The sequence below is a fragment of the Enterococcus xiangfangensis genome, from assembly GCF_005405365.1.
Lineage (GTDB): Bacteria > Bacillota > Bacilli > Lactobacillales > Enterococcaceae > Enterococcus_A > Enterococcus_A xiangfangensis.
Map to the genome: position 1 here is coordinate 44,720 of NZ_BJDX01000006.1, position 25,367 is coordinate 70,086.

General features: G+C 39.7%; 26 protein-coding genes and 1 pseudogene. 16 read left to right on the forward strand and 11 right to left on the reverse strand.

The features are described from left to right. Positions 1–4: 4 nt before the first annotated feature. Together FFM68_RS08410 and FFM68_RS08415 are read right to left on the reverse strand one after the other, a co-directional pair. On the reverse strand, positions 5–1,375 hold the full coding sequence (locus tag FFM68_RS08410; RefSeq protein ID WP_137618916.1) for an MFS transporter: 1,371 nt from the start codon (positions 1,373–1,375) through the stop codon (positions 5–7). Between the two features lie 256 nt (positions 1,376–1,631). After that, the gene (locus FFM68_RS08415) at positions 1,632–2,420 is read right to left on the reverse strand and encodes a TraX family protein (RefSeq protein ID WP_137618917.1); all 789 of its coding nucleotides are present in this window, start codon (positions 2,418–2,420) and stop codon (positions 1,632–1,634) included. A gap of 451 nt (positions 2,421–2,871) precedes the next feature. On the opposite strand from FFM68_RS08415, the gene FFM68_RS08420 reads away from it, so the two are divergent. Continuing rightward, on the forward strand, positions 2,872–3,291 hold the full coding sequence (locus FFM68_RS08420) for a Rid family detoxifying hydrolase (RefSeq protein ID WP_137618918.1): 420 nt from the start codon (positions 2,872–2,874) through the stop codon (positions 3,289–3,291). Positions 3,292–3,398: 107 nt separating this feature from the next. On the opposite strand, the gene FFM68_RS08425 is transcribed toward FFM68_RS08420, so the two are convergent. After that, a complete protein-coding gene (locus FFM68_RS08425) occupies positions 3,399–4,400 on the reverse strand; it encodes a YeiH family protein (RefSeq protein ID WP_137618919.1) in 1,002 nt (333 codons plus the stop codon). 156 nt (positions 4,401–4,556) lie between these two features. Here FFM68_RS08425 and FFM68_RS08430 point away from each other — a divergent pair, with 156 nt between their 5' ends. The 10 genes from FFM68_RS08430 to alsE all read left to right on the forward strand — a co-directional run bounded on the left by FFM68_RS08430 (position 4,557) and on the right by alsE (position 13,430). Beyond that, positions 4,557–5,402: a LysR substrate-binding domain-containing protein gene (locus tag FFM68_RS08430; RefSeq protein WP_239585139.1), complete on the forward strand. Its 846-nt coding sequence runs from the start codon at positions 4,557–4,559 to the stop codon at positions 5,400–5,402. Continuing rightward, entirely contained in the window at positions 5,399–6,427 is a 1,029-nt protein-coding gene (locus tag FFM68_RS08435; protein ID WP_137618921.1) for a C39 family peptidase, read from the forward strand. Before FFM68_RS08430 ends, FFM68_RS08435 begins: the two co-directional genes overlap by 4 nt. Before the next feature lie 235 nt (positions 6,428–6,662). Continuing rightward, positions 6,663–7,235 carry a LemA family protein gene (locus FFM68_RS08440; protein WP_137618922.1) on the forward strand — a complete coding sequence of 191 codons (573 nt, stop codon included), beginning with the start codon at positions 6,663–6,665 and terminating at the stop codon, positions 7,233–7,235. 15 nt (positions 7,236–7,250) lie between these two features. Continuing rightward, positions 7,251–8,561, forward strand: a complete 1,311-nt coding sequence (locus tag FFM68_RS08445; protein ID WP_137618923.1) for a TPM domain-containing protein — start codon at positions 7,251–7,253, stop codon at positions 8,559–8,561. A gap of 326 nt (positions 8,562–8,887) precedes the next feature. Beyond that, the gene (locus FFM68_RS08450; RefSeq protein ID WP_137618924.1) at positions 8,888–10,375 is read left to right on the forward strand and encodes a BglG family transcription antiterminator; all 1,488 of its coding nucleotides are present in this window, start codon (positions 8,888–8,890) and stop codon (positions 10,373–10,375) included. Then, the gene (locus tag FFM68_RS08455; RefSeq protein WP_239585138.1) at positions 10,365–10,793 is read left to right on the forward strand and encodes a PTS sugar transporter subunit IIA; all 429 of its coding nucleotides are present in this window, start codon (positions 10,365–10,367) and stop codon (positions 10,791–10,793) included. Before FFM68_RS08450 ends, FFM68_RS08455 begins: the two co-directional genes overlap by 11 nt. After that, positions 10,790–11,107 (forward strand): PTS fructose transporter subunit IIB, encoded by a 318-nt coding sequence (locus FFM68_RS08460; protein ID WP_137618926.1) that lies wholly within the window; start codon positions 10,790–10,792, stop codon positions 11,105–11,107. The genes FFM68_RS08455 and FFM68_RS08460 overlap by 4 nt, the downstream gene beginning before the upstream one ends. A 34-nt stretch (positions 11,108–11,141) precedes the next feature. After that, entirely contained in the window at positions 11,142–11,591 is a 450-nt protein-coding gene (locus tag FFM68_RS08465) for a fructose PTS transporter subunit IIA (RefSeq protein ID WP_137618927.1), read from the forward strand. Positions 11,592–11,604: 13 nt separating this feature from the next. Further along, a complete protein-coding gene (locus FFM68_RS08470; protein WP_137618928.1) occupies positions 11,605–12,705 on the forward strand; it encodes a PTS fructose transporter subunit IIC in 1,101 nt (366 codons plus the stop codon). Between the two features lie 20 nt (positions 12,706–12,725). Beyond that, on the forward strand, positions 12,726–13,430 hold the full coding sequence (gene alsE, locus FFM68_RS08475) for a D-allulose 6-phosphate 3-epimerase (protein WP_137618929.1): 705 nt from the start codon (positions 12,726–12,728) through the stop codon (positions 13,428–13,430). An 81-nt stretch (positions 13,431–13,511) separates the two neighbouring features. Here the strand turns inward: alsE and FFM68_RS08480 are convergent, their stop codons facing one another. Next, positions 13,512–14,852, reverse strand: a complete 1,341-nt coding sequence (locus FFM68_RS08480; protein ID WP_137618930.1) for a C39 family peptidase — start codon at positions 14,850–14,852, stop codon at positions 13,512–13,514. Positions 14,853–14,896: 44 nt separating this feature from the next. Further along, on the reverse strand, positions 14,897–15,313 hold the full coding sequence (locus FFM68_RS08485) for a hypothetical protein (protein WP_137618931.1): 417 nt from the start codon (positions 15,311–15,313) through the stop codon (positions 14,897–14,899). A gap of 287 nt (positions 15,314–15,600) precedes the next feature. On the opposite strand from FFM68_RS08485, the gene FFM68_RS08490 reads away from it, so the two are divergent. After that, positions 15,601–15,921, forward strand: coding sequence for a DsrE/DsrF/TusD sulfur relay family protein (locus FFM68_RS08490; RefSeq protein WP_137618932.1), 321 nt, complete (start codon positions 15,601–15,603; stop codon positions 15,919–15,921). Positions 15,922–16,197: 276 nt separating this feature from the next. Continuing rightward, positions 16,198–17,340 (forward strand): CapA family protein, encoded by a 1,143-nt coding sequence (locus FFM68_RS08495; RefSeq protein WP_137618933.1) that lies wholly within the window; start codon positions 16,198–16,200, stop codon positions 17,338–17,340. Positions 17,341–17,401: 61 nt separating this feature from the next. Here FFM68_RS08495 and FFM68_RS08500 read toward each other — a convergent pair whose 3' ends face one another. The 3 genes from FFM68_RS08500 to FFM68_RS08510 all read right to left on the reverse strand — a co-directional run bounded on the left by FFM68_RS08500 (position 17,402) and on the right by FFM68_RS08510 (position 19,788). Further along, on the reverse strand, positions 17,402–18,427 hold the full coding sequence (locus FFM68_RS08500) for an LLM class flavin-dependent oxidoreductase (RefSeq protein WP_137618934.1): 1,026 nt from the start codon (positions 18,425–18,427) through the stop codon (positions 17,402–17,404). A 149-nt stretch (positions 18,428–18,576) separates the two neighbouring features. Further along, positions 18,577–19,134 (reverse strand): P-loop nucleotide/nucleoside kinase family protein, encoded by a 558-nt coding sequence (locus FFM68_RS08505; protein ID WP_137618935.1) that lies wholly within the window; start codon positions 19,132–19,134, stop codon positions 18,577–18,579. A 33-nt stretch (positions 19,135–19,167) separates the two neighbouring features. Further along, positions 19,168–19,788 (reverse strand): TetR/AcrR family transcriptional regulator, encoded by a 621-nt coding sequence (locus FFM68_RS08510; RefSeq protein ID WP_137618936.1) that lies wholly within the window; start codon positions 19,786–19,788, stop codon positions 19,168–19,170. Between the two features lie 310 nt (positions 19,789–20,098). Between FFM68_RS08510 and FFM68_RS08515 the strand changes: the two genes are divergently transcribed. Both FFM68_RS08515 and FFM68_RS08520 read left to right on the forward strand, forming a co-directional pair. Then, the gene (locus FFM68_RS08515) at positions 20,099–20,980 is read left to right on the forward strand and encodes an ABC transporter ATP-binding protein (RefSeq protein ID WP_137618937.1); all 882 of its coding nucleotides are present in this window, start codon (positions 20,099–20,101) and stop codon (positions 20,978–20,980) included. Positions 20,981–21,003: 23 nt separating this feature from the next. Then, positions 21,004–22,617 carry an ABC transporter permease gene (locus tag FFM68_RS08520; RefSeq protein ID WP_137618938.1) on the forward strand — a complete coding sequence of 538 codons (1,614 nt, stop codon included), beginning with the start codon at positions 21,004–21,006 and terminating at the stop codon, positions 22,615–22,617. Positions 22,618–22,773: 156 nt separating this feature from the next. Here the strand turns inward: FFM68_RS08520 and FFM68_RS08525 are convergent, their stop codons facing one another. From FFM68_RS08525 to FFM68_RS08530, 3 genes and pseudogenes are all read right to left on the reverse strand, one after another. Beyond that, the gene (locus tag FFM68_RS08525; RefSeq protein ID WP_239585137.1) at positions 22,774–23,811 is read right to left on the reverse strand and encodes a hypothetical protein; all 1,038 of its coding nucleotides are present in this window, start codon (positions 23,809–23,811) and stop codon (positions 22,774–22,776) included. Positions 23,812–23,874: 63 nt separating this feature from the next. After that, a pseudogene (locus FFM68_RS13325) lies at positions 23,875–24,015 on the reverse strand (helix-turn-helix domain-containing protein); the annotation flags it as partial. Then, positions 23,949–24,293: a hypothetical protein gene (locus FFM68_RS08530; RefSeq protein ID WP_137618939.1), complete on the reverse strand. Its 345-nt coding sequence runs from the start codon at positions 24,291–24,293 to the stop codon at positions 23,949–23,951. The gene FFM68_RS08530 and the pseudogene FFM68_RS13325, both read right to left, overlap by 67 nt. Before the next feature lie 510 nt (positions 24,294–24,803). Between FFM68_RS08530 and FFM68_RS08535 the strand changes: the two genes are divergently transcribed. Next, a complete protein-coding gene (locus tag FFM68_RS08535; protein WP_167483472.1) occupies positions 24,804–25,175 on the forward strand; it encodes a hypothetical protein in 372 nt (123 codons plus the stop codon). Positions 25,176–25,367 lie beyond the last annotated feature (192 nt).

The window sequence follows — 25,367 nt, forward strand, 5'->3', positions numbered from 1 at the left end:
AAAATCAGCCGCGAACGGGTTCTTTACGAAAATGGATCAAACAAGCGATCAATACCGCTAACAATAAAATTAGTAGTACGATCAGCGAGAGTTGCGAGCCGGTAACAGTCGCGGCGATAAAATCAGTTTGCGATTGTTGTGCTAGATTGATGATCGTAGCAACGATCGCCGTAGCAACTGCTCCAGAGAATTGCTGCAGTGTGTTGAATAAGGTATTGCCGTCGCCATACTCAGCTTCTGGCAGCAAGTTCATGCCTGTAGTCATCAGATTGCTGTAAGCAAAGCCGATTCCGATCATATAAAAGACATGACCCGCGACAAAACCCAATAAAAGGGGCGAGCGTAATAACAAGGTTAAAGCGATCCAACCGATCGTTGCAAAACTCAAGCCAAGCAAAATCGGTTTTTTTGAACCGAAGATATCTAAGATCCGACCAGAAATGGGTGCTAAGATCGCACCGACAGCGGCTCCTGGCATCATGACTAGACCCGCGATAAATGCGTCTTTGTCTAAAACGATTTGAATGAAGTTCGGTAAGACGAAAGAAATTCCTAACAATAAGAACTGACAAACTAAAAAACCGCATAAAAACAAGACAAAGACTTTATTTTTCAAGACAGTGAGCCGCACCAATGGATTTTTTCCGCGCGTTGCTTGGCGGTAAAAAATGAATAAGCCGAGAATTCCGACTGCTAGTGAAAGCAAACTTAACCAGCTGCCGATTTGATTTAAGAACATTAGCAGCCCGCTGAAAAGCAATGCGACACCCAACAGACTTATAATATCCAGTCCGCCCTTTTTCTTGACCGGCATTTCTGGAATCGCGTAAAGTCCGATCACTAAAGAAATCGCTAAGACGGGTAATAAAAATAAGAAGATCGCGTGCCAAGACAGGTTGGCAGTCATTATTCCGCCATACGTCGGACCGATCGCAGGAGCAATCGAAGTCGTTAACGTGCCGACGCCCATCATCGTGCCGCGTTTGTTCATGGGTGTGAAATTTAATATGATGTGGAACATCAATGGTAAAGCGATTCCTGTGCTGATTCCTTGGAGTAAACGCCCAATCAATAAAATACTAAAGGTCGGTGCCCATAAATCGATTACTAGTCCGGCAATAAAAAAGAGATTGGCGATGATAAATAATTTGCGGATCGAAAAATTTTTCAATAAATAATTAGAGAAAGGAACCATAATGGAGATCACTAGGAGATAAATAGTCGTCACCCATTGGACTGTACCGGTAGAGATCCCAAATTGTTCGATCAAGGTAGGAAAGGTCACGTTCATGGCGGTCTCGATCAAGACACCGGCAAAAGACATGATCCCTGTGGCAAGGACTGCTGACAATAAATGGATTTTCTTTTCTTTCATTCAATTCCCTCACTTTAATAAGATCGTTCACACCGATGAATGATCGGACAAACGACTGCATTGTATGAATTTTTAATAGAAAAATTCAATTGATTTCGTACAGGAGCTCACTGATTCGCTAAGACGCAGTGAAACAAAAAAAGAGAGCTTGTTTCTAAATTAATAGAAACCGCCTCTCTCTCGACACGCTGTGCGTGTTATCTGTACGATTTATTCACAATCAGCATTGTAAAACTTTTTGTTCGTCAGGTCAAGTTTAGCGTTGAATGAAAAAACTGATAAGTGCAAACAACGTGATGTGTGCAGGATAAAAGATATAGAAGAAATTCCGCATGCCGCGCCCTTTTTCACCATTATAAAGAACGATTGGGATCGCCGCTAAAATCATCATCCATTGATAATTGTAGGTAAAGGCATGTTGGAAACCGCCTGTGACTAAAGTGATCAATGCAATGACCACGATTGCTGAAATCTGCAGTGCTTTTTTTCCATGGAACAAATAAAACAGAACTGCCAGTACGATAAACAAAACGCCGCCTTCGATCATCATGAGTGTAGGGATGAACAAAGTGAATACTTGGAAAAAGAGAAGTCCAAGATTCGAATCAAGAAACTGATTATTAGATAACAGCATCAACGCTAAGAAACTTAAAATAAGTGGAACGAGGAACCAGATCAGGCCTTTGAAAATCTTTTTTTGTTTGAAATATTCGCAGGCTTGCATGTAGACCGTCCCTAAAAATAGCGTTCCAAAAATATTATTGATTACGATTGAACTGCCGATCGCAAAATACTTATTTAAGATCAAGTTGATGACACCCATCAACCAATAACCGGCTAATAAACGAAACATATATTTTTTACGATTGCTTGTATGGATGAAACCTTCTGAGCTTTCAAATAGGAAAATCGGTGCCGCAATCCGGCCGATCCAATGAAACCACACAGGTACTCCTAAAAATAGAAAAAATTCCCCGATGTGATCGATCACCATCGTTATGACTCCGAGAATTTTCAACTGGAAACCAGTCATTCCTTTACGCATGTAATAAAAACCTCACTTTCTTTGTTACCACAATAATAGGAATTTTAAATAGTTACCATAGAACAAGCAAGGAATCAGCTTACAAAAATGAGAGATAAACTATCAGAAAATTCTTTAAACTTATTGACAAATGATAAAACCTCCGTTATTATTACAATCATAAATTAACTAAACTATCATTTAAATTTAATTTTTAAAAAAGGAGAATCATTATGAACACGATGACTACTAAACAAATGATTATTATTAGACTGAGGACTTGAGACCTGTTTTGATTAAAACGGTTTGAAGTCCTGTTTGACATTTGTTGAGTGGGATTCTCCAAGCATCTCACTTAACGAAGTGAGATGCTTTTTTTGTCAGTAAATTTTAATAATAAACAAACTAAGCGAACGATTTGGCTCAACGCTAAAAACGCGAAAGCCTGCTAATTAAAAAGGAGTGGAAAAAAATGGAAAACAACGTAACTAAAGTAAACTTTCAAAAACCAGCTGTTCTTACAGTCGAAACTGCAGAGGCACCACAAGCAATCGGGCCTTATGTCCAAGGAAAAGTCGTCAAAGGTATGTTGTATGCTTCAGGACAGATCGCGCTAGATCCAACAAACGGTGAATTGGTCGGGAAATCGATTGAAGAACAGACGTACCAAGTTTTGCGCAATGTTGGCGGGATTTTAGCAGCTGCCGGCGTCAGTTATGATCAAGTAGTAAAAACAACTTGCTTCTTAAAAAATATCGCTGATTTTTCTGCCTTTAATCAAGTTTATGAACGCTTCTTTAATAATGAAAAACCAAGTCGTTCATGTGTCGGCGTCGCAGATCTGCCAAAAGGTGCATTAGTAGAAGTAGAAGTTGTCGCAGTGGTAGAGTAGGAAGTCATTGTGATAGAAATAAACAATCAAAAAAAACAGCCTGTTTCTAAAGTGGTTGGAACATTATTTATTCTAAAAACGTGTGACAAAAAATTGTCACACGTTTTTTAGATATGCAAAAGGAAAATAAACAAGATAGCGGCAAGTGTCTGTAGTGTTCCAACAGATAATCCATAAAGTAAAAAGCGCGGTCCTTCTTTCAAAAATTTACAAAAATCTAACCGCAAGCCAATTGCCGCAAGAGCAGTAGTCTCAAACCAAGTGCTGATAAAATGCGCACTCTCACTAAAAATTAACGGCAATGAAAAGAGACTGTTGATGATACAAAAAAGTAAAAATCCCGTGACATACCAAGGAATCGGAAATTTTTTCTTTGTTCCTTTAGCTTTGACTAGTCCGGTTCGTTGAGCCTTGCGTTCAAAGAGGAATACAACGACGACTAAAAAAATGATTCGAGTGATTTTAAACAGCATCGCGTATTTGACCGTTTCAGGATTAATCAGACTGGCACCGGCGACGACTTGGCCAACAGATTGTAAAGTCCCGCCCAGCAAGGCGCTTTTTTGTAATAAGTTGTCGCCAAAAAGCGACAAGCCTAAAAACGGCAATGTCAGCATCATAACGGTGCCTAATAAATTGACGAGGGTGATGATCTGGCCTTTTTCTTCGTCGTTTGCGTCAATTGCCGGAGCAATCGCACCAATCGCAGAGGAGCCGCAGACGGCATTTCCGCCAGCCATCATCAGCGCCATTTTTTCATTGAAGCCTAGTTTGCGACCGACCCAATAAGCGCCGGTGATGACAGTCGTCATAATCAATAAGATAAAGATCAGACCTTTGATCCCCATCTCACCAATGGTTTGGAAAGTCACAGTAAAACCGAGCAAGACAACAGAATACTCCAACAGTCGGCTTTCCGCAAACTTAGTTCCCACCGCTAAAACCGGTTGATGAAAGACTGTATTGCCTAAAATAATTCCTAACAAGATCGCTAAAGTAGCTCCGCCTAACTGCGGCAAAAGCAATGCCAAAAGTTTAGCACCAATCGCGACAGCCAAAGCTAAAAGAAATCCTGGTAAAATAGGGGTCCATTTATTTTGTAGAAACATCAGCTACTTCCTTTCTTAATAATAAAATTTGACTAGCTATCATTCACGCCATTTGAAGACGCGTTATTCGTCAAATAGATTATAACCAATAATTTTCATTATTATAATTTATTGATATAATAGTTTAGATAGAAAAAAGTAATGAAAGGGATCTTAATGTTTAAGTGGCTTGAAACGTTTAAAGTAGTTTATGAGACGAAAAATTTTTCCAGGGCTTCAGAGATTTTGTTTATTTCGCAGCCGACAGTTTCGTCTCAAATCAAACAGCTGGAAAATGAATTAAATACGCAATTATTTATTCGCAGCGGAAGAAAAGAAGTTTTGGCGACACCGCAAGCAGAGATCTTGTATGAACGAGTGATCGATCTGATTGATGATTGGGATAATTTGTATCACGCTGTCCAAACGAATCAGCAGCAGATCATTCGCTGTGTGATTGGTGCCTCCCATACGTTTGCGAATTATATTTTACCGAAGCTCTTGATTCAGCTGCATCAAAAATTTCCGCAGATCCGTTTCAGTGTTCAGATGATGAATTCTTTAGAAGTTTTACAAGCAGTTGAGCATCATGCAGTAGATCTTGGCTTTATCGAAAAACCATTGTCTGCGCCGACGATCAAACGTGCCTCATTGATGGAAGATCAACTCGTCTTGGCAGGGGATACCCAAGCGGGTCCGTGGCTGGTCCGAGAAAATACTTCGGGCGTCTATTATTATACGAAGCGTTTTTTAGAAGAAAAAGATATCGGCGATCCGGTCATCGAAGTCCAAAACAACGAAGTCATCGTTGGATTACTGAAACAAGGATTCGGTTGTTCCGTGATTTCAGAGCGGGCGGCAGAAGGGATCGCGTATCAAAGACTGGATGATAGTTTCAAACGAAATTTTTATTTGATCCGACGAAAGACCAGTACCTTTGATGCGATTGAAGAATGCGCCAAGTTCATCTGCCAGTGGAGTGAGGCACAAGAAAACAAAAATAATGAGGAGACGATTGAATGAAAAAGATAGGTTTGTTGATAGGTCTAATGATTGGAATGATCATTTTACCTGTTTCTGCACAAGCCGGAGTCGCGATGTCGCGGCTTTATAATCCTAATAGCGGGGAACATTTTTATACGGCGAATACAAATGAACGGGATAATTTGAAACGAGTCGGCTGGCGTTACGAAGGCATCGGCTGGAATGCGCCGACAAGCGGCAATCCGGTGTATCGATTATATAATCCTAACGTAGGCGATCACCACTATACATTAAATGCGAATGAACGGGATAATCTGAAACGAGCGGGCTGGCGTTATGAAGGAATCGCTTGGTACTCTCCTGCAAAAGGGACGCCGCTTTATCGTTTGTACAATCCTAACGCAAAAACCGGCACACACCATTACACGTTAGATACGAATGAACGAGATAATTTAAAACGCTCAGGTTGGCGCTATGAAGGAATCGCCTGGAATGCTGAACCAATGGATGCGTCTAATGATATTCTATTAAATGTTCCGTACATCAACCAAAATTCAGCAGGTCTGCCGATGGGGTGTGAAGCCGCCGCTTTATTGCAAGGGTTGCAAGCAAAAGGCTACGCAAAAAATTATAGTTTAAAAACTTTTATCAAAGAAATGCCCTTAGCTGCAGATAAAAATCCTAATCATGGGTTTGCTGGTCGTCCGGATATTGTAATGTCTGGCGTTTACCAATCGATTTTCCCCGCACCGTTAACTAGCTGGGGTAGTAAATATGGGAAGACGGTTAATATTTCTGGCAGTTCACCCGCAACCTTAAAACAAGAATTGCGCAATGGCCATCCGGTTGTCGTCTATGTTACATTGAATTTTGCAAGTCCGCAGTATGGCAATTATTTTTGGGGGACAGGAATCGATAATGCCCACGTTCTAACCTTGGATGGGTACAATCAAGCTAAAGATATGTATCATGTCTCTGATCCAAACGCTGGAAAATATTGGGTGACGGCAGATAAATTCGAAACTAGTTATCAATTGAAAAAATTTGCAGTTGCCATCAGATAATATCGTTAATTGTAAGCAGTCGTAAAAGAAAGGCTGCTTATTTTTTTAGCTTAAAAAACCTAATGAGTAAAGAAATTATTCTAAAAAATGGGTGATTGCTGGGCTGTTTAACTGGAAGAAGTTTTTCTTTTTGTTAACGAAGCGAAATATCAGTCAAAAGTCTGAGGTGTATGCTTGTGTGAGTGCTATAATTAGCTCAATCAGAAAGAAAAAAATAAAAAAGGTTGGGATAAAAATGAAAAAAAGAGGCACAGGTATTGTCGTTGGGATTGCCGTCATCGTTTTAGCAATCGGAGTGTATTTTATTGCCACCTATAATTCGCTAGTTTCAGCTGAAAATAATGTCGATGCAAAATGGTCTCAAGTTGAAAATGTGATGCAGCGCCGAGCCGATTTGATCCCAAATCTAGTAAATAGTGTCAAAGGTAGCATGCAGCATGAAGAAACCATCGTCAAAGAAATCACGGATGCACGTAAAGCCTATAATAATGCGAACACGCCGGCTGAAAAAAATGCCGCAAATGAACAAATCAATCAAGGGTTAGGAACAATGGTGAATGTCATTCAAGAAGATTATCCAACATTGGCTTCAAATGAAAACGTCAAAACACTGATGGTTCAATTAGAAGGAACAGAAAATCGAATCTCAGTCGAACGGAAAAATTATATTGAACAAGTCAATGAGTACAACCAAAGTCTAGTTCGTTTCCCAAAAAATCTGGCAGCAAAAGTTTTAGGGTTTGAGAAAAAAGCGAACTTCGAAGCTGACGATACGGCAAAAGAAGTGCCAGCTGTCAGTTTTGAATAAGAATGGGTGAAAAAAATGAAACAAAAACAGCGTACTTCAGGCAAACGACTCCAGCAAGAAATCGTTGAGAATTATCGCAAGTTACGCAGACGCAATCGATTCTTGTCTTTGATTTTAGTCGTTATCTTAGTGATCAGCGGCCTAGGTCTGTACAATCTTTTAGCAACTGACGGATATGGAAATAAAAAAGCAACCTACGATCAGCAGTTGACGACTTTGAGACAAGACCGAGCAGACATTTTGGACGGAAAAAAAGCCACGAACAACCAGTCTTTTAAAACGACCTTGAATAACAATTTAGCTAATTTGAAGGAATATCCCCAAAAAGCCGATAATTATCAGGTAGCGATCGACGGAACAGATAGTCGTTTGACTATCAATAAAAACAATATTTTTGTTTCCGATAACGCGGGTATGTTGAGTCAGAAAACCAAACGTAAAATTTATCAGTTAAACAAACAATTGGCAGCAAGTACGAATGGCGCGCAGTTAGAAGTTGTCACGGTGCCGGAATTGCCCCGCGGAGAAGATATCGAATCCTATGCGAATGCGATCTTCAATCAATTAGGAATTGGAGATAAAACCGAAAACAATGGTGTTTTGTATTTGATTGCGCTGGATGATCGAGAATTTCGCTTGGAAGTGGGTTACGGCTTGGAAGGACTGATTCCTGACGGTAAGGCGGATGACATTATCAACAATGACGATGTCGTCGATGCGTTCAAAGATGAAGATTATGACACTGGTGTCAATCAAGTGTTGGATGAAGTCTTTGCGATCATGAATACGAAGACTGCCTTAGTCGATTCACAAATCAAAAATGTTGAAAGTCAGCGGACACAGCTAGTATTTCTTCACTGGGCCGCAATGGTAGGCTTAATTCTGCTCGTTTTCATCAGTGTACTTGTTGTGAGCAATCTTTTCCGAGCACGGGCTGCATTGAAGCGAAACTATAAAAACTATCAATCAGAAACGGCTGCAGTCACAGAAGAGGAAGACTTGCTGCAAATCAGCAAACAAACGGAACTATACAACATTTTGCTGAGCGGTCTATTGATTGGATTATCTGCGGGAGCTGTTCAGCGTGCGATCGCTCAAGGAAGACTATTGCAAAATCCAGCTGCGGAAAAGAAAATGTTCGGCCGTATTTTGATTGGCGATACATTGTATGGAGGAAACGGTGAGATATTGACAACCGCGTATCTAGCATCGAATTATAATTCCAGCAACTGGTCAGACAATGACAAAGGATCTGGCGGCGGCTCTTCTTGGGGATCTTTTGGCGGCGGTTCATCCGGCGGTGGCGGTGCCTCGGGTGGTTGGTAATTGAAAAAAATTCTGGAAGCAAGAAGTCTCAAAAAACAAGAATTTTTTTGAAAATTGTTTCTTAGTTCTTTTTAAAATTTTGGCTTATGAGAACACTATCTATATCAGAGGAAGAAGTGGTGACAATTTTTTGTCACGGCTTCTTTTTTCGCGTATTTTTTGATTTGCGGAATGAGCAGCTCGTTGTTTTTTCCCACATTTTTAACTATTCCTGACTATAATAAGTAGGATAGTTTTATTTTTTGTCCGTTGCAACGGACAAAAACGAGTGAAACGTTTTCTTTTTAACAGGTTATGATAAAAACAAGAAGGGGAGGTCGATAGCCATGGGAGCAAAGAAAAATCGTGAACAAGGGCTGTTACTACTTCTAGCAAAACGACATGACTATGTGACGTCTGAAGAATTGGCGGAGCACCTAGGAACTTCGCAAAAAACGATTTATCGCCTGATCAAGAAGATCAATGAAACACACGGCGAAGGACTGATTCAGTCAGAAAAGGGGCGGGGCTACAAATTAAATTACGAGAAATATATCAGTCAAACCAACTTTCAACCCAGTCAACGGAGTCAATATTCACCGCAAGAGCGTAGGAATCGAGTGATGGAGGAACTGTTACTTTCTTCCCCTAATGCGAAAAATGTCTATGATTTATTTGAAGAATATTATGTTGGCGAGTCGGTGATCTTCGGTGATGAACAAATCATTGCAGAATACTTGCAACGTTATGAGCTGAAGCTTGAACGGAAACAACGGACACTGGCTGTTTTAGGCAAAGAAGCCAATATTCGTCGCGCAATTTCTGATTTGATCCAAATGCATAATATCGTCGAGATCGATGACTTAAAGAATAATCCGGAGTTGAATTTTAATAATTATGATGTGTTGTTTATCTTAGATCAAATAAAATTGATCGAAAAGCAACTAGGAATGACGATTCCGTATCCGTATAATATCAATATTTTTTCTCATTTATATATATTGATCAGCCGTTTGCGCAAAGTCCAACAACTGCCAAGTGAGGAACGCGAATTGCTTTCAAAAAGTGAACAAGAACGGTTGCAGCAAGATACAACACTTTATCAAGTTTCCAAAGCAGCTATTCAAAATGTTGAGCAATATCTGCAGCGAGAACTGCCTGAATCAGAGATCTATTATCTTTATCAATACCTAACTTCTTCACGGATGCAAGGATCGTTGAGTAAAGTAACGAAATTTTCACCGAAAGTCGCAGAGATCACCAACGTCTATCTAGATGGAATGAGCCAACGCTTAAATATTCCGATCAAAGGAGATTCGATTTTTCTTGATTTGGCAAATCATATCAAGCCGATGATCAATCGTTTGAATAACGGGATCCATGTAAAAAATAGTTTATTGGACCAGATCAAGATGACTTATGAAGTGATTTTTACAGATGTTACTCACGTTTCTGATGAAGTGAGTCAGCGTTTTGATCTACCAAAGATCAGTGAGGATGAGAATGGCTTCATTAGTTTATATTTTGCTCGAATCATCGAAACAAATCAGTTGCCGATTCGGACCGTCATCATGTGTACGACCGGTGTCGGAACTTCAGAACTTCTACGAGTGAAAGTCGAGAAAAAATTTCCTGAATTAGAGATCGTCGATGTGATCGCTTCGCGCGATGCAAAACGTTTTATGGAAAGATATCCAGGGATTGATCTGATCTTGACGACAGTCAGTGTGAGTGAGGCGATCCAGGTTCCTTCTTTGTTAGTCAGCGCGATGTTTACTAAGGACGATCAAAATCGACTGCAAAAGAAAATCGAGGCGATTTATGATGAACGATAATTTTTTCCAAGTAGTCGTGGATCAACCGCTCTACAGCCGTGAGCAAATCCAACACTTTATTGCGGCACACGCCAATGAAGAAGCCGCAGAGGAATTGGTTGCTTTATTGCAAGAACGAGAAAAAATCGGCAATACAATGATTTCAGAACATGTCATCTTGCCTCACTTAGAAAGTCCTAAAATCAAGCAAAGCCACATTTTACTGATTCGTTTGGCAAAAGCTGTTGATCTAGATGAAGAAACGCCGGAAGTCCAACTGATTGTCACCATTTTGATGAAAAGCAATGAGCATCAAACAATGAAACAAAGAATCGCACAATTCACGCGCCGGTTGGCGGATGATGAGTTTTTAGCAGCATTATTAAACAGTGAAAGTGAAGAACAAATTCACCAACTATTAGAGGAGGAAACAAAATGAAAATCGTCGGAGTAGCAGCATGTACAGTGGGGATTGCTCACACATACATCGCACAAGAAAAATTAGAAAATGCCGCAAAAAAAGCGGGTTATGAAATGAAAGTAGAAACACAAGGAACGATCGGGATCGAAAACAAACTGACTCAAGAAGAGATCGACCAAGCAGACATCGTAATCTTAGCGATCGATGTAAAAATTTCTGGTCGGGAACGTTTTGACGGCAAACGGATCATCCAAGTACCAACCGAGGTCGCTGTCAAATCACCAAATAAATTATTGGAAAAAGCACAAGAAGTCGTTACACAAAAAGCTTAGTCGTTGATTATTTATGGAAGCAGGAGGGATTCAAATGGAAGTAAAAGATATCGTGGATCTAGCAATCGTCAAGACGAACATGACGGCCAAAACAAAAGACGAAGCCTTGCATGACTTGGCGAACCAGTTATTAGCCAATGGTTATATTTCTGAAGTAAGCGGATTCATCGAAGATATTTATGCCCGTGAAGCAGAGGGTCAAACAGGTATTGGCAATTATATCGCAATTCCGCATGGAAAAAGTGCCTACGTCAACAAAGTCGGCGTCGCAATCGGGATCAATCAAGAAGAAATCCCGTGGGAAAGTTTAGACGGTAAAGGCGTGAAAGGGATCATTCTTTTCGCGGTAGGCAATGACAATGAAGGTGCGAACGAGCATTTGAAATTATTATCTTTATTTGCTAGAAAATTAGGAAACGATGAAGTTATTGAAGAACTGTTGCAGGCGAAAAGGCCAGAAGACGTTGTTGAAGCATTCGCTTGATGGAGGGAGAAAAATGAAAAAAATTAAAGCATTAAATCTTAAAGGTCATTTATTGACAGCGATTTCTTATTTGATTCCGATTGTCTGTGGAGCGGGTTTCTTGATCGCTATTGGGATGGCATTTGGCGGGACAAGCCAAGATGCCTTAGTACAAGGGAAATTCACGATCTGGGATGCTTTAGCAACAATGGGCGGTAAAGGTCTAGGATTGTTACCAGTAGTCATTGCAACGGGAATCTCGTTTTCAATCGGCGGAAAACCCGGTATCGCACCTGGATTTATCATCGGGTTGACAGCCAATGCAATTGGAGCGGGCTTCATTGGCGGAATTTTAGGCGGTTATTTAGCAGGTTATCTCGTATTAGCAGTTTTAAAATACGTCAAATTACCAAATTGGGCAAAAGGTTTGATGCCAACATTAGTGATTCCGTTTTTAACCTCGATTATTGGCGGACTCATTATGGTGTATATCATTGGTACACCGATCGCAGCATTAACGTCATTATTAACAAATTTCTTAGATGGACTAGGAAACTCCTCACTATTAATCTTTGGCGGAGTCATCGGTTTATTGAGCGGGGTCGATTATGGCGGTCCAATCAACAAAACTGTATTTGCTTTTGTTTTAACGATGCAAGCTGAAGGAGTAAATGGACCAATCACAGCATTGCAGTTAGTCAATACAGCAACGCCAATCGGCTTTGGACTAGCTTTTTTCATCGCAAAATTATTCGGAAAAAATATCTATACGAAATTAGAAGTTGAGACTTTAAAATCAGCGGTACCAATGGGTGTTATCAATATCGTTGAAGGTGTCATCCCACTAGTCATGAATGATATCGTACGCGGTGTCATAGCGACTGCGATTGGCGGATTTGCCGGCGGTGCAACTACAATGATCTTAGGAGCTGACGCAACTGTTCCATTTGGCGGTGTCTTGATGATCCCAACTATGTCCAGACCATGGGCGGGTGTCATCGCGATTTTAGTTAATGTATTCGTAACTGCGATTGTATTAGCAATCATCAAGAAAAATGTCACAGAAGAAGACGCTGAAAAACAAGTTGAAAAAGAAGAAGAGGACATTAATTTAGAAGATATTCAAATCTTTTAATAAAGAAAGAGTGGTAGCACATGCATAAAGTAGAATTCTCACCATCATTGATGACGATGGACTTAGACAAATTTAAAGAACAAATCACCTTTTTAAACAACCATGTAGATTCTTATCATATCGATATCATGGACGGACATTATGTACCAAATATTACTTTATCACCTTGGTTTATCGAAGAATTACGAAAGATCACTACATTGCCGATGTCAGCACATTTAATGGTGACTGATCCAAGTTTTTGGGTACAGCAACTGATCGGTCTAAACTGTGAATGGATCTGTATGCATGCTGAAGTACTAGATGGATTGGCTTTTCGTTTGATCGATCAAATTCATGATGCAGGACTAAAAGCCGGGATCGTATTAAACCCTGAAACACCGATCGAAGCAATTTTTCCTTATATCGAATTAGTCGATAAAATTACGATCATGACGATCGATCCAGGATTTGCCGGTCAGCGCTTTATCGAAAGTACGTTAGATAAAATCGTTGCTTTACGAAAACTGCGGGAAGAAAAAGGCTACAACTATGTGATTGAAATGGATGGATCTTCCAATCGGAAATCATTCAAACGAATTGATGCGGCGGATCCAGATATTTATATCGTTGGACGCAGCGGACTGTTCGGTTTGGATGAAGACATTGCAAAAGCATGGGAAATCATGGTCAATGACTATGAAGAAATGACAGGTAAAAAACTAGTCTCAGCAAGTCAAGCTTAATTAAACAAAAAAAGACCGAAGATGCCAATACAACAGTTGGCGATCTTCGGTCTTTTTTAAGTGTTTCAGTATAGATTTATTTTATCTCACAACGACAGCATATTTTCTAGCATTGTAAATTGTTTCAAAAGTGGTCCGACTCAACCAGTACGAACCGCTGATCGGGTCTGAGACATGGACTTGATTGCTAGATTTGTTGTAGCCATCAAGTGTGACTGCATGATTGTTATTTGCGGCTACACCAAAATTCCAATTTCCCCATTGAAGGGGTTGAAAGTTGATCGTGACCCAAGTGACAATTGGGTTTCCATTTTTGACTTCATTAAGCAAGGTGTTCAATGAACTTCCAGAGATATTCGTCACATTTCCATATTTTTTCCCCCAGGTAGTAAGCGGAGCGGGGTAAATAGCTGAATACGTATAAGAATTTTCGCTAAAAGGCGAACCGACGAAGCCATTATTCGGATTTCCATTAGTCGATTTAGGGATAGTATTCAAAAATTGAACGAGTCCCCAGTTAGTAATCTTTCCTTTGTATTGCAAAGCTTGAAGCAATGAGGCTCCTTCACAACCGCTTGGTGCACCGAGCGCATATTGATTATAATTTTTAACACCTAACAATTTGTAATTGTCATTGTTTTGTTGCCCGCCGCCGGTTGCATACCAAGCGATGCCTTCATCACGCCAGCCATGTTTGATAATATTTTTTTGTTCATTGTAGTCGATGGTGTAATTGTGAGAGCCAGCCTTAGCATTTGGATTGTATGCGCGATAGACTTTGATACTTTTGTTTTTATCAGAATACCAAGAGATTCCTTCATAGCGCCAACCATGTCGTTTTAAATTGTCCCGTTCACTAGCAAGCATCGTATAATGATGATCGCCTGCATTGGGATTGTACATCCGATATACAGGGTCGCCAGAAAGAGGCGCTTGCCAACCGATGCCTTCATAGCGCCAACCGGCTTTTTGAACTTTGTCCCGTTCAGCAGCATTTCCTGTATAAAAATGTTCGCCGGAATTTGGATTGTACAACCGATACATCGGGATCGTTTGAACGCTTGCTGATCGAGCGGATCTTGCTCTGCTAGCAAATCCTTCACGCAGTTCTTCCTTCGGTGCCTGAGTAGCATCAGCTTCGGCTTTTCCTGCTTTGACTGGCGGTTCAAGTACGACTTGTTCTCCATTTATAATTGCTGTTTGAGGCTTGGTACTAGGAGAAGTTTCATTTTCTTGATTGGCTGTAGCTTCAGTATTTTCAACTGTTTGATAATCAGAACTTTGCTCATTCACCGCTTCTTCAATTTCCGCTGCTGTCGCCGCTTCTGACGAGCTGACAGTATCTTCAGCTAAAACAATTGTGGCAGACATCACCAAACTGGATACTAACATAGTGCCAACAAGTAATACCTTCTTTTTCATCAACTAAGTCCTCCTATATTTAGTTTTTGCTCTTACGTTTTTCTTCAGTGCTTGCTCTTTTGCAGAGTCATTGTCTTTGCAACTTTCTTGTGATAAATCAATTTTAATTTCAATTGATGCCGATTCAGCTTAGTTACATGGACCTTCGTAGTTGCATTGTCATTGACCAAAAAAATGTTTTTGGTCGTTGAATCAACGGTTACTCGCCCATTATCAATGATTTTGATCCCGTTTTCTGTGACATCCCATGTAGTATAGTGCCGATTTTCGGTCTTTAATTTTAATTTTTCATCTTGATTGTACCAGCGGCCTTCCAACCAAGCCAAGTTGTTGGTTAGTAGAAATTTAATAAGCATAAATAATAAAAAGAAGCTGATTGCAACAAAAATAAGAACGATTGCTCGTTTGATTTTCTTGTTTTGATTTTGAAACCAGATAAATAAAGGTTGTTTATTCAGCAAGGGAATCTCCTTTTTTATGTTTTACTTATAAAGATTGGAAACAAAACCATTTTAACATATCTAAGAGGGACTAAAAATTGAAATTAAATTGCTTCAGCAGATTTTTGTAAGCACCAATAAGAAATTCCGATCCAAAGTGAGTAGAAGCACAGCCTAGCGTTGGTTCATCTGCAATAAATACTAGAGAACACCTTGTTTTTTACTGGATTGTTTTTAGTAGTTGAAAGCGATATACTTTATAGTGACTTGAATAGCAGTAGTGATATTTTTGGTGAGGAGTGCGTGTGATGAAAGTAGCGATTATTTTAGAGACAAAGGAACATGAAAAAGCGTGGAATGCTTTTCGTTTTGGTGTAGCGGCATTGAAGAAAAAACATGAAGTCAAATTCTTTTTGATGGGTGAAGCCGTAGAAGTAGAAAGTATCAAAGACGAGCAATACGATGTGCCGGCTGAAATGCAAAAATTAACAGATTTGGGCGGAGAATTATTAGCGTGCGGAACCTGTTTGAAATCGCGCCATTTAGAAGATCAAACTGCTTGTCCAATCTCAACGATGTTTGATTGCGTTGAAATGGTAGAGTGGGCAGATAAGACTGTGACTTTTTAAATAAAAGCAGCCGAATTTTGAGCTGGTTTAAGATAAAGTTCGAGCAAGACAGTCCGTTTCTGACTGTCTTTTTTTACAAATTACTCGCAAGGTTTTTGTGCGAGGAAGCTCATTTGAAAGCTGCGATGATCACAGCGTTTTTGTTGGTAAAAGTTTATTTTGGCTAAGTTTCCGCGAACCATTCAAGAGTTTAGTTATTCGTTATTTAATGTAGCCGGGTTAGCTATTAAACAGAAGTGTCTTAGCGAATAATAAGGACACGTTAGGAGTTGGAAAATGAAAAAGTTTTTGGGAATCAGTTTGTTTGTTTTTTTATTTTTCAGTGGGTGTGGAAATAAATCGGTCGAAAAAACAGTGGGAGATTCTTCTGCTGGTTCGGAAAATTCTTCGGTCCAGTTGAATTTTTCTGCGGTGGGAGATAATTTGATCCATGATTATATTTATGAACATCTCAAACAGCCGGATGGGACGTATCGTTTTGATGAAATGTATGAACCAACGCGTTATTTGAATGAAGACCGGGATCTCTCTTATATCAATCTGGAAACGATTTGCGCGGGAGAAGAATTGGGCTTGTCAGGCTATCCTGCATTCAATGGACCGACACAAGTGTTGGATGCCTTGCATACCGCCGGCTTCAATTGGCTATCAGCAGCCAGCAATCACACGATGGACCGAGGGGAGGAAGGAATCGTCAAGCAATTAGAATATTTGGAAAAGTATCCGGATATTGCAACGACCGGATCGCAAAAATCTGCCGAATCTCCACGATTTCAAGTAAAAGATATCAAAGGCGTAAAAGTCGGTTTGATGTCATACACGTATGGACTGAATGGAATCGCATTGCCTGCTGGAAAAGAGTATTTAGTCAATTTGATTGATGAGGCACAAATTGCGCAAGATATGCAGTTGTTGAATGAGCAAAGCGACATCCAAATCGTCAGTATGCACTGGGGCGAAGAATATCAATTCACGCCAAATGAAACACAAACGCAGTTGGCTCAATTGTTGAGCGATGCTGGGGTAGATGTGATCGTTGGCGGGCATCCTCACGTCATCCAACCGATGGATTATTTGACGGGCAAGTCAGGCAATCAAACATTAGTGATGTATTCATTAGGAAATTTTATTTCTTCCCAAGCAGAAAATGATCGGATGTTGGGTGGTATGGGACGCTGGACGATTGATTATAACAAAGAAAATAAAGCCGTTACCTTCGAGCAAGTTGAATTTTGGCCGACGATCACGTACATTGGTGACAATTATCAAACATATAAAACCTATGCGTTAAAAGATTATACCGATGAATTGGCGGCGCAACACATGATCCATGTCAATCAAGGGCAAGATCTATCTCGCGGTTATTTTATCGAACGGACCAATCAAATCATGAACGAAAAAATCAAACTGGTTTATTAACGGCAAACCATCAGAATAGCAAATAAAACAGGTGTTGCGGTCAATCCGCAACACCTGTTTTTTAGCGCCAGCCTAAGTCTGGAGCGACATCTTTAACTAATGTTTCAAGTAAGTGGATATTGTATTCTACGCCTAATGTGTTAGGAATCGTAACTAATACAGTATCTGCTTCTTTGATTGCTTCATCTTCTGCCAATTCTTTCACGAGTTTGTCGGGTTCGCCGACAAATGTTTTACCGAAAATTGTTGGGTTTTGATGATAAGCAAGGAAGCCGACTTGATCATAGTTTGGATCGTCGCCTTGGTTGCCGAAGAGTTGACGATCCAAATCAGTCGTGATCGGTTGGATCGAACGCGTTACTAATGTCCGCGGTTCAAAGTCATGTCCGGCTTCTTTCCAAGCTTCTTTGTAAGCACGCAATTGTTTTGCTTGCTGAACGTGGAAAGGTTCATTGGTTTCGTAATTTACCAAAGTAGATGATTGTAAATTCATGCCATGTTGCGCAGCCCAGATCGCTGTTTGTTGTGAGCCGGCACCCCACCAAATTCGTTGACGCAAACCTTCTGCATAAGGTTCTAGCCGTAATTTGCCAGGACCTTGCGGAAACATTGGCTGCGGATTTGGTTCAGCAAAATAGCCGCCTTCGAGCAATTTCAAAAATTCCAATGTCCGTTCACGGGTCACATCTTTGATTTCTTCTTCACTGTAGTCATAGCCAAAATATTTCCAGCCGTCAAGAACTTGTTCAGGTGAACCACGACCCACGCCCAGTTGGACTCTTCCTTGGGTGATGATATCTGTTAGTCCAGCATTTTCCGCCATCATATAGGGGTTCTCGTAACGCATGTCGATCAACCCGGTTCCGATTTCGATTTTGCTGGTTTTTGCGCCAATCGCTGAAAGTAATGGGAAGGGTGAACCAATTTGGTTCGCAAAATGATGCACGCGATAATATGCACCGTCGATCCCGATTTTTTCTGCTTCAACTGCTAATTCAATGGATTGTAAATAAGAATCTTCTGCTGTTTTAACAAGTGATCCTTGATCCATCCAATGACCAAAACTTAAAAAACCAATATTTTTCATAATAGATGCCCTCCTTTATGTAAATGATTATCGGAAAGTTTGCTTCCAATAAGTAAGTATATTCTACTACGAAATTCAATTTAAGACGAATAATTGTTCTCGCGAAAGTGGAAGAATCTACTGTATGAAAAAAGGATTGCCGCTGCTACTTATTTTGGTTCACTTGCTGAAAGAAGCAGCGAACGATCTTGGAGATGGCTTTTGATTTTTGCCACACTTTGTTCGACAGACTGTGTGGTCGTATCGATCACATGGGATTCGAAGGCGCCTAATTGATTAAATTGATCCCACATCACTTCGATCAATTCAGTAGTTGTTTGCGCTGTCCGTTTTTCACGCTGAATTCCGCGGGCAAGCGTTTTTTCTTTTGAAGCCCGTAAAATAATATAGTGAATATCATAATCGGCTGCGGCAGTGATCCACGGAGTCAAAAACCACGGACCGATGATTCCGTCGACGATTACTTCATAACCATTTTCAGCAAAAACTTTTGTTGCGGCTAAAAAGGCCGCGATAACGACACCATTTTGAGTATCGGCTGCTGCTAGATGAGGAGCAATGCTGCCTTTTTTGATCAGATGATAAAAATCATCGGTGTGCATATGGACTGATTTTTCTTGATCAGAGTGAGTTGAAAGATAGGCGGAGACCGTACTTTTGCCCGTTGCAGGCGTTCCAGTAATAATGACGATCCTTCCTTTAGTCATACGATCTTCCTTTCAGATTGATTGAATCAGATTTTAGAATTGTGAGCTGTCAATCGGATTATTTTTTGGCGCGATGCCTTTGACTAACATTTCTGTCCATTCGGCTGTGTACGGCATGATTTTTTCATAGATTTGCGGATTGGAGATCCCTTCGATGATCGCTTGAAAATACAACATCAAAAACTCATCCGAATACTTCAAATCGACTTTGCCTTCTTTGCGGCCGCGGTGGAACAGATCCAACATGATTCCAAAACTTTGTTTCGTGTACTCTTCCATCATGCGAGTAAAGCCGGAGTCTTCTTTTTTAGTGTAATACTTCATTAGATCTAGATAAAATTGTTTGTTGATTTTATCGAGGTATTCGATTTTGACTTGACTCATGGCGATCAACGTTTCTTCAAATGGCGCATTTTTTGCCATAATTTTTTTGGCATTGTTGCCCATTTCTTCCATTGAACGAATAAATACTTCATGGATCAGATTTTCCTTACTGCCAAAATATTTAAAAATAGAAGTTTTTCCAACATTTGCCTTTTTAGCGACATCATCGATTGTCAGATTCTCAATTCCTGTATCGCTGTTCATCAAGTCAAAGGCGGCCCGCAACACTCGTTTCTTTTTTTCTTCGGTTCTGCGTTCAAAACCATCCATTAATACTACCCGCTTTCTATAAAAAGAACTTTTGATAATTTATAGTTCAAAACTATCGTCGTACATATTATATAGGAAAGAATACGAACTTACAATAAGATAAAGAGTTCAAAAATACAAATGTTTTTGTTGACTGTAAAAATAAAAAGGAATATTATTGGAGCTGTAAAAGAACTTTGGTTTGAAACGAAGGGTAAACAGGGGGTATTATGAACTATTTTTAAATATAAAGTTCATAATAAAAGACCGGTAGTTTTGGACTGGAAAGCTCGTTATAAAATTATGTCGAAAGAAAAGGGAGTTACGTACCATGACAGAAATTGTGAAAGTACAAGGGCTGCAGAAAAAATTTGGGAAATTTCAAGCGTTGAAAGATGTTTCGTTTACAGTAAATGCCGGTGAAGTCGTTGGGTTTATCGGACCGAACGGTGCAGGAAAATCAACGACGATCCGAACATTATTAGGGATCATCAATCGAGATGCGGGCGATGTTCAAATATTTGGAAAAGATGTCTGGAAAGACAGCCTTGAGATCCATAAACGAATTTCTTACGTGCCTGGTGACGTCGCACTTTGGGGAAGTTTGACTGGCGGCGAGATCATTGATTTATTTATCAAACTTCATGGCGGCGGAAGCAAAGCAAAACGCGATTATTTGATCAAACGTTTTGAATTGGATCCAAAGAAAAAAGCCAAAGGATATTCTAAAGGAAATCGGCAAAAGGTCGGTTTGATTGCCGCACTTTCAGTCGAATCTGATTTGTATATTTTAGACGAACCAACTTCAGGTTTGGACCCATTGATGGAAGCTGTTTTCCAAGAAGAGGTCGAAAAAATCAAGAATGATGGCAAAGCCATTCTATTGTCTTCGCATATTTTGAGCGAGGTTGAACGTTTAGCTGATAAAGTTGCAATCATTCGCCGCGGTGAAGTCGTTGAAACAGGAACACTGGATGAATTGCGTCACTTGACACGGTCGACCGTTACACTGGTGACAAAAGGCGAAGTTGAAAAACTTGCGACAATTGCCGGTGTCCATGACTTTGTACAAAAAGACGGCAAAGCAACATTTTCTGCTGACAATGAAGCCATGAACAATATCTTGATCGAAGCAACCAAATTGGGTGTTACAAAAATCGAATCTGTACCGCCAACGCTTGAAGATTTATTCATGCGTCACTACGAAGGCTGATTGTCGGAACGGAGGAAAATAAAATGAATAAAAAATTTGCCCGTTGGAACGTGTTGTTTGCACAATACGTGAAACGTGATTGGAAAAAAATAATTGTTTGGATTTTAGGGTTAGGGTTGTTTTCAGGAGCATACGTTCCAGCCTTTGAGGAAATCGCTAAAGGACAAGGGTTGTTAGGGATGTTTGAAACAATGCAAAATCCCGCAATGATCTCAATGGTCGGACCTACACCGATCAAAGTTGGTGCCGAGTATACTTTGGGTGCGATGTATGCACATGAGATGTTGCTGTTTTGCGGCTTGTTCGCGATGATCGTTTCAGCATTGCACGTAGTCAGTCATACACGAAAAGAAGAAGAATTAGGTTTGACCGAATTGGTTCGCTCATTTCGGGTCGGACGTCAAGCAAACTCATTTGCAGTAATCAATGAGGTATTGCTGATCAATCTTTTGTTGGGCTTATCTGTCGGCGGGATCATGACTAGCTTTGGTGTAAAAACGATCACTACTGAAGGTGCGTTTTTATTCGGCGCTTCAATCGCGATGGCAGGAATCATCGGCGGTGTGTTGGCACTTGTAATGTCGCAGATCATGGCAACTTCGACCGGTGCAACAGGTTCGACACTAGGACTTGTTGGATTGTTGTATATTTTTCGTGCAGGAACCGACGTATCAAATGTCGATCTGTCGATGTTCAATCCAATGGGTTGGATCTACTTGACGTATCCATTTACGGAAAATAATTGGCTGCCGTTGTTGTTCGCTGTGATTTTTAGTTTAGTTCTGACAGTGATCGCATTTATATTGGAAGGCCATCGCGATATGGGGGCAGGCTATCTTCCTGAACGTGAAGGAAGAGCGACAGCTAAAAAATCATTGTTGTCAGTACCTGGTTTGTTTTTCAAAATCAATAAAGGGGTAATGATCGGCTGGCTGATCGCCTTTGTTGTAATGGGTGCGGCTTATGGTTCGATCTATGGTGACATGCAAGTCTTTCTTGGCGGAAATGAATTGATGAAACAAATGTTTACTCAATCAGGCACATCGATTGAAGAATCCTTTACCGGAACGATCATGATGGTGATGATCGGTTTAGTAACGATTTTACCAATCGCTATAGTCAATAAATTATTTGCAGAAGAATCTAGACTGCATATGAGTCAACTCTATGTCACAAAAGTTACGTGGGGACAGTTGTACTGGACAACGATCCTTTTAGCTATTTTAGCCGGAATCGTCGGAATCGGATTGGCATCAGCTGGCTTAGGTGGCACGGCGATTTCCGCAATGAAAAATAAATCCACGATGGATCTGCTTGATTTCTTAGCGGCGGGCTATAATTTCTTACCATCAGTATTGTTCTACATTGGGTTGGCGGCGTTAGCGTTAGGCTGGCTGCCAAAATTCGGAAAAGTGATTTATGGATATCTAGGCTACTCTTTTGCGTTAAATTATTTCGGCGGGATTCTTGATTTGCCAGATTGGTTCTCAAAAACAGCAATCCAAAGCTGGATTCCACGCCTGCCGATGGAAGAGTTTGACGGTACAGTCTTTGTGGTAATCACCGCGATCAGTATTCTCTTCTTGTTTGTTGGTTACTTGGGATACAAACGACGCGATCTAGTCGAAGGTGCATAATCATTTGTACCTAGAACAAATCAATCAAAAAGACCCTCGATCAAACAAGAGTTGATCGAGGGTCTTTTGTGAACAATCATAAAAAATAGCCTTAGTCAGATGCAAGACTAAGGCTATTATAATAGTAGAAAACTGTTTTACTAAACACAAAAAAACTTAATTCAAGTCTCGATTGTAACTAAAAGTAGCCGCATTGACGATGATCGAAATGAATTCTTCGATGTGTTGAAAATCACTGCTGTAAAATTCGTGATTGATCAAATAGAAATGCTTGCCTTGATTTTCAATGGCGGGGAAATTCACGTTGCTGACGACCAGGTCATAAGTAGCACCTTTTTTCAGCGTAGAAGCTGTAATAAAATCTAAACAATTCAAGCGTTTGATAATCATTGGCGTCAAGATTCTTTTCATCAATAGATCGCCTTCGATATGCACACCAATCGACAATCCCGGAAAATTCCCTTTTAGGAAATAAAGGACCAATTGATAGAGATCACTCTTGTAGTAATCTAAAACATCGATTTTCTGAGCAATCTCAGGAAAATAATTCGCAAAAAAATCAACGATAAAATCACTTGTGTCAAATAAAGCCGCGACTTTTTTAAATTGCTCATGGGTAATCTGAGAATCTTCCGTCACGATCCACCCTTTAAAGAAGCAGTGGTGCCAAGTGACTTGCGTGATCAAATAGGTCAATTCTGCTTGTTGATCAGAAGAGATGATCTGGTGTTCGTTAAAGCAAGCCAAAAGTTTATTTTTGATCGCATAAGTCATGAGATCAGCTTCTGCTTCAACCGCGAGGAGGTTTTTGTACAAGATTGAATCATCGGACAGGATATGTTTTCCCATCAGAAATAAAATCAGTGCCAAAGATTCATCGCCTTTTGGAACGATCCCGTAAGCTGAGAAAAATTTCTTCATAAAGAGTTTACCAGGTTCGTACAACGGACTTTTCACAAGTGCATCAACGAATCGATTAAACGAAGCGTCATCAAAGAACCAATCAGAAGCACAGCTGACAGGAACGACTTTCTTTTGCAAATATCTGTATTTTACGATCATCAAATAGGCGACGATTCGTCCGATCGCGATATCTGATAATTCAAGTTGAAATTGGTCATTCAGCTTGATGATCTCATCAAAGACGACTTTATCAGAGAATTCTTCTGAAGTAGATTTCCATGTCCGTGTCATCGTATAAAATTCTACAAAAAAATGCCGAATTTGAAGTTCGGAACCAACCATCTTTTTATTTTCAATCTTGATGCCGAACTCAGCCAAAATCACATTTATTTCAACCAGTTTTCGATAAAACGTAGAGTAACTGATCCCTAATTTTTTTCGATACTTGGGATATGAAGCGTTTCTTTGTGGAACAACTCTGAAATGATCTGGTATTTAATTGAAGAAAGCAATAAATAATGAAAAATATCATCTAAATTTTTATCAAATGGGATACTGACGGTTAAGATCCGACCTTGTTTGCTGATAGAAAACAAACCCGACTCTGAAGCCAAGGCCTCTAGAGAAACAATCAAGTTATTCAAAACTGACACGTTCAAATTAAGCGTGTGCAGACATTCTTCTTTTGTCGCTGAAAAATTATTTTTATGCAAAAAAGCAAGCAGGTTATATTGTTTTTCATCCCATGAATCTAAAATTTTTTCTCTGTACACAGCAGAGCCCCCAGTCAATAGTTTCAATGAGTTATTTCTTTTTAGTATAAGAGAGGTAATTGTAATTATTTTAACTCAAAAAAACAATAATTTAAAACGAAATCCTTATTTTTTTAACGAATAAATACCTAAAATATTCAACTGAGCAAAAAAGATAAATTTTTACTGACACTTTGGCTAAAATCTCGAAAATACTGGTTCGAATTCCCTTGCTCAACATAGGAAACGTTGCTTTGCAGCAAGACAATTAAGTTAAAAAAGAGGAGCATCCAGCAAAACCGATTGTTGGATTCAAAAGATAGACAGCAACCGCAGACAAAAATTTAATTATACGAAAAATAACCCTGTGAAATGAATCTGGTTTATTTTTAATGGGTATTTTTTCATGAATGAATACGGGAACGTTATCAATAAATGTGAAAGCTGTTTCACGTTAAGTGGTTAATAACTCATTTTTTGAGACAAAGTAGAATTTCTTTTCTGCTATGCTAGTCAAAAGAGGTGAGCGAAGTGTATTTGTGGGATCTTAACTGTGCAAGCTACTTATCGAATCTATCAAAAGAACATCAATTGCCACCGTTTGGCTGTTTTAATGCAGAAATAAACCACAACTTTATTTTTGCATATGAAAAATTAGCGGATCAAGCAGAACAAATCATCAAAACAGCAGACGGCGAGGATTTTTTGAATCAGATCCACCAGTTGATCGATATCGATATGCGTTTGTATTATTATTTACTGCTGATGATTTACAATGATGGTTTTCGGTCGGATGAGCAAATGCTGCAGGAGCTTGAACACAATTACAAATCAGAATATTTTTCTGATGATGAGCATTTTTATCCTTTTTCAGATTATCGTTTGATTGTTGCACATCTTTGATAAATCACTGTTTTTTCGGATTTTTTTGTTAAATTTTGCCGAAAATAAAGCGAGTTTGTTTTCGAACATTTCCAGTTTCAGATTGAGTATTTTTTTGAGCGAAATTTGAGACTAAAGGGTTTACAAAAAGGTTCATAATTATGCCAAGTTTATAATTATACTAAATGCTTTGTTTCCAGAAAGCGTTTAAAT

Coding starts and splice junctions, on each gene's coding strand:
- FFM68_RS08410 (WP_137618916.1), bottom strand. CDS start 1,375: ATGAAAGAAAAGAAAATCCATTTATTGTCAGCAGTCCTTGCCACAGGG.
- FFM68_RS08415 (WP_137618917.1), bottom strand. CDS start 2,420: ATGCGTAAAGGAATGACTGGTTTCCAGTTGAAAATTCTCGGAGTCATA.
- FFM68_RS08420 (WP_137618918.1), top strand. CDS start 2,872: ATGGAAAACAACGTAACTAAAGTAAACTTTCAAAAACCAGCTGTTCTT.
- FFM68_RS08425 (WP_137618919.1), bottom strand. CDS start 4,400: ATGTTTCTACAAAATAAATGGACCCCTATTTTACCAGGATTTCTTTTA.
- FFM68_RS08430 (WP_239585139.1), top strand. CDS start 4,557: ATGTTTAAGTGGCTTGAAACGTTTAAAGTAGTTTATGAGACGAAAAAT.
- FFM68_RS08435 (WP_137618921.1), top strand. CDS start 5,399: ATGAAAAAGATAGGTTTGTTGATAGGTCTAATGATTGGAATGATCATT.
- FFM68_RS08440 (WP_137618922.1), top strand. CDS start 6,663: ATGAAAAAAAGAGGCACAGGTATTGTCGTTGGGATTGCCGTCATCGTT.
- FFM68_RS08445 (WP_137618923.1), top strand. CDS start 7,251: ATGAAACAAAAACAGCGTACTTCAGGCAAACGACTCCAGCAAGAAATC.
- FFM68_RS08450 (WP_137618924.1), top strand. CDS start 8,888: ATGGGAGCAAAGAAAAATCGTGAACAAGGGCTGTTACTACTTCTAGCA.
- FFM68_RS08455 (WP_239585138.1), top strand. CDS start 10,365: ATGAACGATAATTTTTTCCAAGTAGTCGTGGATCAACCGCTCTACAGC.
- FFM68_RS08460 (WP_137618926.1), top strand. CDS start 10,790: ATGAAAATCGTCGGAGTAGCAGCATGTACAGTGGGGATTGCTCACACA.
- FFM68_RS08465 (WP_137618927.1), top strand. CDS start 11,142: ATGGAAGTAAAAGATATCGTGGATCTAGCAATCGTCAAGACGAACATG.
- FFM68_RS08470 (WP_137618928.1), top strand. CDS start 11,605: ATGAAAAAAATTAAAGCATTAAATCTTAAAGGTCATTTATTGACAGCG.
- alsE (WP_137618929.1), top strand. CDS start 12,726: ATGCATAAAGTAGAATTCTCACCATCATTGATGACGATGGACTTAGAC.
- FFM68_RS08480 (WP_137618930.1), bottom strand. CDS start 14,852: ATGAAAAAGAAGGTATTACTTGTTGGCACTATGTTAGTATCCAGTTTG.
- FFM68_RS08490 (WP_137618932.1), top strand. CDS start 15,601: ATGAAAGTAGCGATTATTTTAGAGACAAAGGAACATGAAAAAGCGTGG.
- FFM68_RS08495 (WP_137618933.1), top strand. CDS start 16,198: ATGAAAAAGTTTTTGGGAATCAGTTTGTTTGTTTTTTTATTTTTCAGT.
- FFM68_RS08500 (WP_137618934.1), bottom strand. CDS start 18,427: ATGAAAAATATTGGTTTTTTAAGTTTTGGTCATTGGATGGATCAAGGA.
- FFM68_RS08505 (WP_137618935.1), bottom strand. CDS start 19,134: ATGACTAAAGGAAGGATCGTCATTATTACTGGAACGCCTGCAACGGGC.
- FFM68_RS08510 (WP_137618936.1), bottom strand. CDS start 19,788: ATGGATGGTTTTGAACGCAGAACCGAAGAAAAAAAGAAACGAGTGTTG.
- FFM68_RS08515 (WP_137618937.1), top strand. CDS start 20,099: ATGACAGAAATTGTGAAAGTACAAGGGCTGCAGAAAAAATTTGGGAAA.
- FFM68_RS08520 (WP_137618938.1), top strand. CDS start 21,004: ATGAATAAAAAATTTGCCCGTTGGAACGTGTTGTTTGCACAATACGTG.
- FFM68_RS08525 (WP_239585137.1), bottom strand. CDS start 23,811: ATGACACGGACATGGAAATCTACTTCAGAAGAATTCTCTGATAAAGTC.